Source organism: Gemmatimonas sp., assembly GCF_044344655.1.
GTDB lineage: Bacteria > Gemmatimonadota > Gemmatimonadetes > Gemmatimonadales > Gemmatimonadaceae > Gemmatimonas.
The window spans coordinates 1-12,057 of record NZ_JBIJCN010000064.1; the positions used below are offsets into that span (position 1 = coordinate 1).

Sequence of the window (12,057 nt, forward strand, 5' to 3'; positions counted from 1 at the left end):
CGGCGGTGCGTCCCTGCGTGCGGAGTGTGCGGTGCACGCCCAGGATGGCAAAGTTGTCCCCCTCCGTACCGCCGGAGGTGAAGCAGATCTCGTCGGCGTGGGCGCCGAGGCAGGCGGCGAGGCGCTCACGTGCCTCGTCGAGGGCGACCCGGGCTTCACGCCCCCAGCGGTGCACACTGCTGGGGTTGCCGAAGCGCGGCCCGAAGAACGGCACCATGGCGGCCATGACCTCGTCGCGCACCGGGGTGGTGGCGGCGTGGTCGAGATAGACGGGGGCGGTCATCCCCGAAATCTAGGGACGGGCAGGGCGGGGGAGAACCGTGGACATGTGTGGCGTCCCGGGGGCGGGGACCGGCGGGAGCAGTCTCCGGCAGGCACGGCCCCGTTCCCCGCTGTTCCCCGACGTCGCTCCACTAAATTTGTCGTATGTTCGCTACGTGCATCCATTGCACTGCCTCACTCGGACAGAACGAGGCGTTTGAGCAGTTTCCCGTGGGCTCGCGACTCGCGTTCGACGCGCAGCGCGGGCGGCTGTGGGTGATCTGTCGCGGCTGCGGGCGCTGGAACCTCTCGCCGCTCGACGAGCGATGGGAGGCCATCGAGGCGATGGAGGCGCGCTTCCGCGCCACACGACTGCGCGTGAGCACCGATAACGTGGGGCTCGCGCGTTTGCGCGAAGGCGTGGATCTCATTCGCATCGGTGAGCCGCAGCGCCCCGAGATGGCAGCGTGGCGCTACGGCGACCAGTTCGGTCGGCGCCGCAACCGGCAGTTGCTGGTAACCACGGCGGTGGTGGGCAGTGCCGTGGCGATCGTCGGTGGCATCATGGCTGCCGGGGTGAGCATCGGCAGCTTTGCTGGTGTCTACGCCAACAGTGGCCTCTGGGATGCCCTAATCAACGGGCGCCAGGGGAAGTCGATCGGACATATCGCACTCCCGGATGGGCGCGTCGTGGGGCTCGAGCGACGCCATGCGCGCATGAGCGCCCTCGTGCGCAGCAGCAATGACGATTCGGTCTTCCTGCGTCTGGAGAGCACGCAGGGATCACATCTGCTGGCCGGTGAGGACGCGCTCAGGGCCGCCCAACGCCTGCTGCCGACGGTGAATCGCTTCGGTGGAACCAGGGCCAATGTGCAGGACGCGGTGCAGCTCCTCGAACGTGCCGGCGATCCATTGCGGGTATGGACCAGGATACAGAATCGGCATGGCTGGACGAGCGGCGACGCGGTGTGGGGTAAGGGGAGCTGGAAGGATGGTGGCAACAGCCGCAAGCCCATCCGCAAGCTCCCCGGTGCGCTCCACACCCTCGACGTTCGCGACCGTCTCGCCCTCGAAATGGCGTTGCACGAGGAGACCGAACGCCGCGCGATGGAAGGGGAGCTGCAACTGCTCGAGCAGGCGTGGCGCGAAGCCGAGGAGATCGCCAAGATCGCCGACAACATGTTCACGTCGGCCGAGATCGAATCGCGTATCGAGGCGCTGCGGGGGAAAAGCGCCGGCTAGCCCCGCACCACACTCCGCAACAACGCCCGCACCGGCGCCGCATCGGCGCCGTGCAGCGACAGCGGCGGGGCCACGAGGTCGTACGCGCCAGGCGCCACATCCCGCAGGTCGAGATTCTCGAGGACGAACGCGTTGCGGCCGAGCAGCGCGTGATGCACGTCGAGCGTTTTCGATTCGCGGCGATCCACACTCGGCGCATCGACGCCCCACAGGCGCAGCCCCTGATTGCTCAGCCACTCCGCCGCATCGCGCGTCAGGCACGGCCAGTCGGCGGGAAAGGCCCCCGTCGCCACGGTGCACCCGGTGCGCAGCAGCACGCGCAGCGGTACAATGCCGCCGAGCAGATCGATCACGTGCATCACGTCGAGGTCCTGCGTTACGGGCCAATCGCCAGGCAACGACACCACGCGCACCGGCCCCACGAAGGCATCGAGCTCCAGCGCCTCCGAGGCGGGCCACGCGCTGTGCACGTGCAACGGCGCATCGGCGTGCGTGCCCACGTGGAAGCTGGTGGTGATGGCGGCGAGGTTCACGCTGTCGCCATCCTCCCTCCGGCAGGTCCAGCCGCAGTGAAACGGCTGATCCCCCGGCCACTCGGGGGTCGCCGCGCTCATGGGAACGGAGATGTCGTGCAGCATCGGCGCGCGGATCAGAAGGTGGAGACGCCGAGTGACGTGACGTCATCCACGGCCATGGTTTCGTCGGTGAAGAACGGTTCGCCGTACTGCGTGCGGATGAGCGAGCCGTAATGCGCGGCATGATGCCGCACGATGTCGTACAATGGTTCGCCGTTCGGGTAGACTTCCCCCGCCTGGGTGGTGCCGTCGAACTGCGAGCCGTACACCTTGATGGCCTCGAGCTTCCGCTCGAACTGCTCCGTGATGTTGACCACGAACGTGGGCTTGGTATAGTCCTCACGGTACGTGATCACGTGCAGCAGCTTGATCGGTCGGAATGGCTCATGATCGCCCGGCGCGTACTTGCGAAGACCCGCCAGAAAGCACGCATCGCGCACAAGTTCGGTGGTGCACCGGTGGTCCGGATGCCGCCCGCGAGGAGCCGGCGCGATCACCACGCGCGGCCGCAGTTTGCGGATCACCTGTACGAGCGCGGCACGCGTGTCGTTGTCGTTGGTGATCCCCGCGTCGGGGAGCCCGAGGTTCTCCCGCACGTGCACACCCATGAGCTGCCGCGCTGTCTCGGCTTCCTGTGCGCGCAACTCAGCCGAGCCGCGCGTGCCCATCTCACCCTGCGTGAGATCGAGAATGCCGACACGCTTGCCGCTATCCACGGCCTTGATGAGCGTGCCACCGCAGGTGAGTTCGACGTCGTCACGGTGAGGGCCGACGGCAAGCAGGTCTAGAGTCATTTCGTAACGTGGGCGGACTCCGGGGAAAAGCGCAACTGCGGCAGCGGGTTACGGCGGGAGCCCCGCCGTTACCGGCTCCCGCCGTTCCGCCGTTTCCCCACCGCGCCCCTCAACCCGCTCTGGTGAGGTACGCGGCCACTCGCTCCGCCACTTGCTGCCCACTGGCGATGCAGTCGCCCACGCTCACGCCATTGCGGTAGTTCCCCGCAAGGTACAGCCCCGGGTTCTGGTGTTCGGTCGTGTCCGCGGCGTCCTTCACGATCTGGTAGCCCACCGTGTACTGCGGGATTGCACGCGGCCAGTACACATGCTTCGCGAATACCGGCTCGCCGCGCACCCCGAGCAGATGGCGCAGGTCCAGGAGCGCCCGCTCCACCAGCAGGTCCGTGTCTTCGCGGGCGCGCTCCGACTGCCGGGCGCCGCCCATGAAGCAGGTGATCGTCACACACCCTTCGGGAGCGCGGCCGGGGAAGAGGGAGGAGTTGAACAGGGCCCCCAGAATGTTGCGGCGCTCCACGGCCGGCACGAGCATGCCGAAGCCATCGAGTGGATGCTCCACATCGGCACGGTGGAAGCCGAGCGTGAGGGTGCTGACCGACGGGTACTCCACGCTCTCGATCGGGGCGGCGTGTTTGCGCATGGCCGCCGGCAGTTCCATCGCCGCCAGGACATGGGCGGGGGTGGCCATCACGACGGCATCCACCGTGCGAGCGCGTGCGGCGCCGTCCTGCCCCGCGTCCACCACCCAGCGAGAGTCGTTGCGGTGTACCAGCCGCACGGGGCACCCCATCCGGAGCGTCCCCGCCAGCGATGCCTCGAGGGCGTCAGTGAGCGTCTGCATGCCGTTCACGAAGCTGATCAGCCGGGCCCGCGCCGGTGGTGAGGCGGTTATCGCGCCCTCGTGCGTGGTGGGCACCGTGCGGTCGGGCGCTGCCAGCGTGCGCTGCGCCATCAGCCCCTTCGACAGTGAGCCATACTCCCGCTCCAGCTCGGCCACACGAGGAAAGGCGTGCGCCATGCTGAGCGTTTCCGGATCGCCCGCAAAGATTCCCGAAATGAACGGATCGACCGCATAGTCCAGCACCTCGCGCCCCAGGCGCCGGCGCACGAAGCTTGCCACCGATTCGTCGCCGCCCGTCCGGCGTGCCCGCACGAGCGGCTCCAGCAACACGCGCAGCTTCGCCTTGAACGACAACAGCCGCGTCCCCAGCATCGCGGGTGGTGTCAGTGGAAAGGGACGCAGCGCTCCGTCACGCATCACGTACCGACGGTTCGCGCCGGGACTGGCCTCAACCACCTCCTCCTGCAATTCGAGCTGCTGGATGAGGGTATCGACGGCCGCCGACGTGACGAAGGAGTTCGGGCCGTGCTCCGCCAGAAAGCCATCCGCGTGCGTGGTGCGGATAGCCCCGCCGGTATGGCCACTCGCCTCATAAAGCGTGACATTCACGCCGCGACGCCGCAACTCGTACGCGGCCACGAGCCCCGTGATGCCGGCGCCTACCACGGCCACCGATCGCGTGGCGCCCGAGTCGCCGTCCGTGGACGGTGCGTTGCCGATCATGTCAGCGAGCGCCCGCATGGTTCACGCTCCCGCGACGTCCGCAACCCAGTCGCGTGGCTCGAGCATCCGGAGAAGTCGAGCTTCGAAGGAATCGGGGGAGTACCGCGGCGCGTAGTGCCACATCGCCACCGGCGGAAGACTCATGAGCACGCTCTCCACCCGGGCATTGGTCTGCAGGCCGAAGGTTGTACCGCGGTCATGCACGAGGTTGAACTCCACGTACCGGCCACGTCGTACCAGCTGGAACTCCCGCTCGGCCTCGTTGAACGCGTCATGCCGTCGGCGGTTGACGATGGGTTCGTACGCCTGACGCAGGACACGCGCCACGTCGGTCACAAACGCCTGCGTGGCCTCGAAGTCGAGCCCATGCGACGGCTCGTGGGCGCGCAAATGGTCAAAGAACACCCCGCCCACGCCGCGCGCTTCATTGTCCCGGTGCACATTCACGAAGTACTCGTCGCACCACTGCTTGAAGCGCGGATAGAAGGACGTGTGGTGCCGATCGCACATGTCGCGCAGTGCCACATGAAAGCCCTGCGCATCCTCGACGTGCGGATAGAACGGCGTGAGATCGGTGCCCCCACCAAACCAGCAGTCGGTGAGCTGGCCGTGCTCGTCGGTGAGTTCGAAATAGCGCACGTTGAGATGCACCGTCGGAACCTTGGGGCTCCGTGGGTGGATCACGAGACTTACCCCGGTGGCGAAGAAGTGCGTGGTTCCCTGCATGGCACCACGTCCACCCAGGCGACGTGCCGCAGCCTCGGGGAGCACCCCCATGACTGCCGAGCGGTTGATCCCCGCCTTTTCGAACGTCACCCCGTCGGTCATCACGCGGGCCACGCCGCCCCCGCCGCCGGGCCGTTCCCAACGATCCTCGATGAACGTGCCGCCACGGTCCAGCCGACCGAAGAACGACGTGAGTTCGTCGTGCAGCCCCGCGATCCAGCGGATGACCTCCCCGCGCCGGTTGGAAGGCGTTGCCGCGCTGAGCCGCTCGTCGGTTGGCATGGCGATGGTGGCACCGGTCATGACATGCCCGCGTGCTGAGGATGGCTCTGGGATGCCCGGAAAGCCGCGATCCGCTCCTCGGTCCACTGCCACTCCTTGACAGCATCGATGAAGGCGCGCGCGTGGTCTGGCTTCATGTCGGGGAGGATGCCATGGCCGAGGTTGGCCACATGGCCGACCGGGCCGAACCCGGCAATCATTTCGTGCGTGCGGCGGCGGATCTCGTCGGTCGGCGCATACAGCGTGCACGGATCGAGATTCCCCTGCAACGCCACGCCGAACGGGTCGGTGAGCCGGCGTGCTTCCGCCGGTGTGGTGTGCCAGTCCACGCCGATCGCGTCGGCATGCGTGGCCGCGGCGATCTCGCTCATGGCCCAGCCGCCGCCCGGTGCGAACACAATCACCGGCACGCCGGCCTCACGTGCGCGCTGCGCAGCCTTCGCGAGGTAGGGCAGGGCGAAGGTGCGGAACTCCTGCGGCCCGAGGGCGCCGGCCCACGACTCGAACAGCTGCACCACCTGGGCGCCGGCCTCGACCTGCGCCACGAGGAAGTCACCCACCGCGGTCGCGAGCTTGTCGAGCAGGGCGTGCGCGAGCGACGGATTCTCGAACAGCATCTTCTTCGCCACCGCGAACTGCTTCGTGCCCTTGCCCTCGATCATGTAGGCCGCGAGGGTCCACGGCGCGCCGGCGAAGCCGATCAGCGGCACGCGGCCATTGAGCGCGCGCTTGGTCATGCGCAGCGCCGAGAGCATGTAGCCGAGTTGGTCTTCCGGTACGACCGGATTGAGCCGATCGAGATCGTGCTGGCTGCGGATCGGTGTCGGGAACTGCGGCCCCACCCCTTCGTCGAGGGTGAGGTGCATCCCCATCGCCTCGGGAATCACGAGGATGTCGCTGAAGATGATCGCCGCGTCCACGCCGACGAGATCGATCGGCTGCAGGGTGACCTCGGTGGCGAGTTCCGGGGTGCGGCACATCGTGAGGAAGTCGGACTTGGCGCGCACCGCCCGGTACTCCGAGAGATAGCGTCCGGCTTGCCGCATCATCCAGACGGGGGGACGGTCAACGGCTTCACGGCGCAGTGCGCGCAATAGCAGGTCGTTCATACGCAGGGGGAGTGCGGGCGGGGTGACGCCCGGGTGATGACAGCCTTCCGGAAACATCTGCAAAAGAACGGCAACGCGTCACCGGTGGGGAGGACGCGTCGCCGGTTGGAGCACGATCAGGTGAACTGCTGGGTCGTCATCAGCGGCACCGCCGGTGTGGCCGGCGGGACGGTGGCCGTGGGGGCGGCGGGCGACGTTGCGACGGGTGCTGACGGCGGCGCCGGCGGCCGTGCGGCGGCGGCCGGGATCTCGCTGGCGGATACGGCCCGATGCGAGCCGGTCGTACGGGTTTGCGATGCACCGGCCCCACCGGCGGGGGCGAACATTTCCAGTAGCATCATGGCGTGCTGGTCGAGCGGCTCCCCGCGCTGCAGCGTACGCCGCAGCGCCGCCATGGGGCCGGCCAGCAGCTTCGCGACAATGCGCGACGCGGCCTTCTCGGCCACATCGGCATCCTTGGCATGGAACGCGACTTCGCGGCGGGCCACACCCTCGAGGGCTTCGCGCAGCGGCTTGATGGCGTCACGTGCCGGCATGGTCGCCAGCCAGTCCATGAATGCCTGCGTTTCCTCCTCGCAGATCGTGTGCGCGTGCGGCACCGCATCCTTGCGCATCACCTCGGCCGACAGCAACGGCTGGTGCAGCGTGTCGAGATCGATGAGTGTGGTACCTGGCTGCTCGGTCACCGCCGGATCGATGTTGCGCGGTACGCTGAGGTCCATCATGAGCAGCGCATAGCCGGTCGACGCGCACGACTCACGGGCACGCTGCAACGCCGGTGCCTCCAGTACGGGCACCTCGCTGCCCGTGGCCACGATCACCACATCGGCCATGGCGGCTTCCACGTGCAGCGCGTCCCATGGCGCTGCGCGTCCGGCCACCATACCGGCAAGATTCTGCGCGTTCTCCAACGTGCGGTTCACCACCACGATGTCGCGGGCCCCGAGCTTGTGCAGCTGCTTGGCGGACCGCGCGCCGGTCTTGCCGGCCCCGATCACGACGCAGCGGGCGTTCTCGAGATTGCCGAATCGCTGGGCCGCCGTGATGGCCGCTTCCGCGCCCACCGAGTTCCGTCCGGCGGTGAGTGAGGTCTCCGTCTGCACCCGCTTGCCCGCGCGTAGCGCCGTCTCGAAAAGGCGGTGCAGCACCGGTCCTGCCGCCTGTCCACGTGAGGCGCGCTTGTACGCCGCCTTCAGCTGGCCGAGAATCTGGTTGTCGCCCAGCACCTGCGACTCGAGCCCCGATGCGATGCGGACCACGTGCTCCGCCGCCTCGACGCCCAGGCGCCGCGTGGCCGTGGTGAGCAGCTGGTTCCCCTCGGAGCGCGTGCGCATCCAGCGCCGCGCCAGCGTCTGCACCGCTCGGTCGATCACGGCCGGATCATCGCTGTCCACCCACGCGTACAGCTCCGTGCGATTGCAGGTGGAGATGAGGGCGGATTCGGTGATGACGTCCGTGCGCGCCGTGCGATACAGCTGCGTGAGACGCTCCTCGGAGAGATGGAAGCGTTCTCGCGTGGCCACATCGGCATGGCGAAAATCGATGGCGATCGAAATCAGCATCGGGGAGGGGATGCGGAGTCGTGAATCAGGCGGGCGCGAGCCCGGCCAAATGCGCCAGGTTCTTGAAGAAAATGCGTACGTGCGAGAACGGCTTGGCCACCACCAACTGCTTGCGCATGTACCCGTCGAACGTCAGCTGCTGCACATCACGATCACGGCAGATCGCCACGAAACGCTCACGGCGATTGTCCGTGGAATACCAGAAGCTCTGCATCACATCGAGCACGAAGAACACGGGGCCATGCAGCCGCATGAAACGGCTGCGGGCCTGCTTGAGTGCTGATGCCTTACCAGACTGCAACGCTGCTTCCACCGCGTCGGCCGCCAGGCGACCGCCCGTCATGGCGTAGAAGATGCCTTCTCCGGACGCCGGCGCTACCACTCCGGCCGCATCGCCAGCGACCACTACGTCGCGACCGTTGTCCCAGCGGGGGAGCGGCTTGATGGGAATGGGCGCGCCCTCGCGACGGATCGTTTCGAGCGTGTCCATGCCGGTGTCGATGCGCAGCTTGGCCACCGCTTCCTTGAGGCCGAAGCCCTTCTGGAAGGTGCCGGTCCCGATCGAGGTGGTCGGCCCATGCGGGAAGACCCACGCGTAGAAGTCAGGGGAGAGCGGCGCATTGTAGTACACGTCGACGCGGTCATGGCCGAACACCTCGCTGTCGCGGGTGGGGGACTTCACCACCTCGTGGTACGCGAAGACATGCTTGGCCTTGTGCGACCCGGGAATGCACTGCTTGGCCACCGGCGACAGGGCACCGTCGGCGCCGATCACATAGCGGGCGCGCACGGTGCGCTCGGCGCCGCTGCGCGAACGCCCCTCCGTGTAGCTGATCACGGCCGTCCCGTCGTGGTCGCGCGAGAAGTGCGTGAACGCCCCCGTGCGGCGCTCGGCGCCCGCCACCGCGGCGCGGTGGCGCAGCCATTCGTCGAACACGTCGCGGTCCACCATGCCCACGAACCCATCGCCGACCGGAATATCCACCTTTTTGGCGGTGGGGCTGATCACGCGGGCCGTGTTCACCCGTGCCACCAGCAGCGACTGCGGGATGCTGAAGTCGCGCAGCAACTGCGGCGGGACCGCGCCACCGCATGGCTTGGTGCGCCACGCGCGGTCGAGGAGCAGGACCTTGCGGCCGGCACACGCCAACTCATGCGCGGCCGTCGCGCCGGCCGGACCGCCCCCAACGACCACCACGTCGAACAGTTCGCCGTCTTCGTACGCCGCGCCGCGCCCCAGCGCGGTCAGCGACTCGTCGTGTCGTGCCCGGTGCTCGCTCATGCGACCCTCCTCATGCGGGCTCACTGGATCACCGCCTGCAGCATCTCGCCCCGCTGCCGGAACACCGTCGTGGCCCGCTCGCTGGATGCGCTACGCATCGCCAGCCAGGCCGACGCGCCGAACAACACCGCCTGCACGCCGAACACCGCGAGATACCCGCGCAGCGGTGAATCGAGCACCGCGCGCGCCACGTCCACGCCCGCCGCTCCGCTCATGGTGCCCACGGCGTAGGCCAATGCCTGCGCGGCGCCAAACACCCCGAGGCGAAGCCCCGCGCGACCGTCCGTCTTGTCGCCTGTCAGCGCCATCATCGAGCCGATCGCGCCGATCGCAAACACCCCGTTGGACAGGCCAAGGAGCACCACGATCGCCGTGAACAGCGTCACATTGGCCAACCCCGGTGACAGCACCAGTCCGACGTAGGTGAGGGCCGAGGCCATGCACCCGGCCGCCGCCCAGTGGCGCAACTGGCCGCTGCGCGTGGCGATCAGGGCCGCGAGGATCATTCCCAGCAGCACACCGCCATGATGGGCCCCCGACAGCTTCGTGCTCTCGCCCGGCGTCATGCCGAATGCGATGCCGGCGAACGGCTCCAGGATCAGGTCCTGCGCACTGTACGCGAACATCGCGAGGAAAATGAAACCGGAGAACAGCCGCGCGGCCGGCTCACGCCACACCGTGCGAAAGGTGGCGAGAAACGAGCCCGTGCCCTCAGCGCGGTCGACCGGTGGCATGAACGGACGCGGCCCCTTCTCCACGCCCCACGTGGCCAGCCCCCCTACCACCAGCCCGGCGCCGCCGATGCCGCCGGCGATCGCGATCAGCCGCGTATACGAGAACGGATCGAGAAGCGCTCCCGACGTGGCTGCCGTAATGATGATGCCCACGATCATCAGGATCCACGTGATGGCGGCGGCCCCGGCGCGCTGCGAGGGCTTGGCGCGCTCACTCATGAGCGCCAGCAACGGCGTGCCCGAGGCGCTTACCCCGGCACCGAGGACCACGCTCGCCAGCGAGGCCAGGGCCACGCCCAGCATCACATTGCTGGCCATGACGGGAATGCTCGCCGCTACCCCGACGCCACCAAGCGCACACACGAAGAGACCGCCGAGGATCCACGGCGTGCGACGACCGTGGCCGTCGCTGTCGTGCCCCAGGCGTGGACGGAGAATGAGCTGCACACCGAAGTGCAGCGCCACGAGAATGCCGGGAATCATCGCCGGCAGCCCGAGCTCCACCACGATCACGCGATTGATGGTCGTCGTGAGCAGTACCACCACGGCACCAATGGCTGCCTGCACAAATCCCAGGCGGGTGAGTTGCCACCAACTCAGCCCCAACTCGGCAGCACCAGTCATGGGCGCAACGGCACCGGTCATGAGCGCACCGCTTCCGTCGCAACGGCGGTGATGATCGGCACCGTGCGAACGGCAAAGGCCGAGACCATCATGCCGCTCACATAAAACGGCACGCCGAACGCGCTCAGGTACAGCGCCCGTTCCACCGGCTTCTGCACAAACCACCACATGAGCCCAGCCTGCAGGGCCGTCAGCACACCAATCGCGGCGGCATAACCCGGACGTCCCCAGGACAACAAAAGCCCGATCACCGCAAATTGCGACACCAGCATGACCATGGAGGCGACCCAGCCCGCGCCCGTGGGCCCGAGCATGACGGGGAGCGAATGGATCCCCATCGTTCGGTCGCCTTCAATGGCCTTGAAGTCGTTCAGCGTCATGATGCCGTGGGCACCGATGCTGTACAGCACGGCCAGCAGCAGCAGCGGGGTGGGTGGCACACTGTTGCCAAGCATGATGCCGGCCCCGGTCACCCACGCCAAGCCTTCATATGTGAACCCGACGGCCGTATTCCCCAGCCATCCATTGCGCTTGAAGCGAAAGGGCGGCGCACTGTAGGCCCACGAAAACGCGAGCGCGACGGCGACCGCACCGAGGCCAAACCGCCCAAGCGGGAGCGCCCAGACGATGCAGAGGGCGCTCCAGACGATCGCGATCGCCAGCCCCCACTGTCCGGGGATGCGGCCGGAGGGGATGGGGCGGTTCGGTTCGTTGATGGCGTCCACGTGGCGGTCGAACCAGTCGTTCACCGCCTGGCTCGAGGCACATACCAACGGCCCCGTCAGTCCGATTCCCAGCGCCAGCGTCCAGAGACGCTCCGACGAAAGCGGAACACCCGCGGAGATGGCTCCGCAGGTGAACGCCCACATCGGCGGAAACCAGGTGACGGGTTTCAGCAACGTCAGGACCGCTTTGGGGTCCAAACGCGCCGGTACCGTGTGTTCGGTGTAGCTGACGCCCATATCTGTCTAGTTTAGTTGACAGCAACGCAGTGCGACAGAGCCCGCCAACGTTTCCGGAGGCTGTTTTCTGGCTAGATGGTGACGTCTTCGTCGCGATCCGTGCTCGGCGTGACCAGCCGGTGTCTCCGGAGCTTGACATACAAGCTTTGCCGGCTCACCCCCAGCACCTCGGCCGCCGAGGTCCGGTTGTCGTTGGTCAGCTCCAGCGCGGCTTCTATGAAGTGGCGTTCCACCAAGTCGATGGTGTCACGCACCAGGTCGCGGAGCGACACGCGACCGACCAGCGAGGTCAGCTCTTCGACGGCCCGCGTGAGGTCGCGCGCGCCTTGGGGCCCGCTCG

General features: G+C 67.7%; 12 protein-coding genes. 1 reads left to right on the top strand and 11 read right to left on the bottom strand.

What is annotated here, in order from left to right:
• A partial coding sequence (locus ACIQ51_RS13035) for an aminotransferase class V-fold PLP-dependent enzyme (protein ID WP_396205490.1) occupies window positions 1–283 on the bottom strand: 283 nt, incomplete at its 3' end.
• 143 nt (window positions 284–426) lie between these two features.
• Here ACIQ51_RS13035 and ACIQ51_RS13040 point away from each other — a divergent pair.
• Window positions 427–1,503, top strand: coding sequence for a hypothetical protein (locus ACIQ51_RS13040; RefSeq protein WP_396205491.1), 1,077 nt, complete (start codon window positions 427–429; stop codon window positions 1,501–1,503).
• Here ACIQ51_RS13040 and ACIQ51_RS13045 read toward each other — a convergent pair.
• The 10 genes from ACIQ51_RS13045 to ACIQ51_RS13090 all read right to left on the bottom strand — a co-directional run.
• The gene (locus tag ACIQ51_RS13045; RefSeq protein ID WP_396205493.1) at window positions 1,500–2,141 is read right to left on the bottom strand and encodes a cyclase family protein; all 642 of its coding nucleotides are present in this window, start codon (window positions 2,139–2,141) and stop codon (window positions 1,500–1,502) included. The two genes, ACIQ51_RS13040 and ACIQ51_RS13045, sit on opposite strands and share 4 nt — an antisense overlap.
• 11 nt (window positions 2,142–2,152) lie before the next feature.
• Window positions 2,153–2,872, bottom strand: coding sequence for a bacillithiol biosynthesis deacetylase BshB1 (gene bshB1, locus ACIQ51_RS13050; protein WP_396205494.1), 720 nt, complete (start codon window positions 2,870–2,872; stop codon window positions 2,153–2,155).
• A gap of 109 nt (window positions 2,873–2,981) precedes the next feature.
• Window positions 2,982–4,454 (bottom strand): protoporphyrinogen oxidase, encoded by a 1,473-nt coding sequence (gene hemG / locus ACIQ51_RS13055; RefSeq protein WP_396205495.1) that lies wholly within the window; start codon window positions 4,452–4,454, stop codon window positions 2,982–2,984.
• A 3-nt stretch (window positions 4,455–4,457) separates the two neighbouring features.
• Complete coding sequence (gene hemF / locus ACIQ51_RS13060) at window positions 4,458–5,465, bottom strand: oxygen-dependent coproporphyrinogen oxidase (RefSeq protein ID WP_396205496.1); 1,008 nt, start codon at window positions 5,463–5,465, stop codon at window positions 4,458–4,460.
• The gene (hemE, locus tag ACIQ51_RS13065; protein WP_396205497.1) at window positions 5,462–6,553 is read right to left on the bottom strand and encodes a uroporphyrinogen decarboxylase; all 1,092 of its coding nucleotides are present in this window, start codon (window positions 6,551–6,553) and stop codon (window positions 5,462–5,464) included. The genes hemF and hemE overlap by 4 nt, the downstream gene beginning before the upstream one ends.
• A gap of 116 nt (window positions 6,554–6,669) precedes the next feature.
• Entirely contained in the window at window positions 6,670–8,115 is a 1,446-nt protein-coding gene (gene hemA, locus ACIQ51_RS13070; RefSeq protein ID WP_396205498.1) for a glutamyl-tRNA reductase, read from the bottom strand.
• Between the two features lie 25 nt (window positions 8,116–8,140).
• Window positions 8,141–9,397 carry a geranylgeranyl diphosphate reductase gene (locus tag ACIQ51_RS13075; protein WP_396205499.1) on the bottom strand — a complete coding sequence of 419 codons (1,257 nt, stop codon included), beginning with the start codon at window positions 9,395–9,397 and terminating at the stop codon, window positions 8,141–8,143.
• A gap of 20 nt (window positions 9,398–9,417) precedes the next feature.
• On the bottom strand, window positions 9,418–10,755 hold the full coding sequence (locus ACIQ51_RS13080; protein ID WP_396205500.1) for a BCD family MFS transporter: 1,338 nt from the start codon (window positions 10,753–10,755) through the stop codon (window positions 9,418–9,420).
• 17 nt (window positions 10,756–10,772) lie between these two features.
• The gene (gene chlG / locus ACIQ51_RS13085) at window positions 10,773–11,717 is read right to left on the bottom strand and encodes a chlorophyll synthase ChlG (RefSeq protein ID WP_396205501.1); all 945 of its coding nucleotides are present in this window, start codon (window positions 11,715–11,717) and stop codon (window positions 10,773–10,775) included.
• Between the two features lie 71 nt (window positions 11,718–11,788).
• Window positions 11,789–12,057 (bottom strand): helix-turn-helix domain-containing protein (locus ACIQ51_RS13090; protein WP_396205502.1); only part of this gene is annotated, 269 nt, incomplete at its 5' end.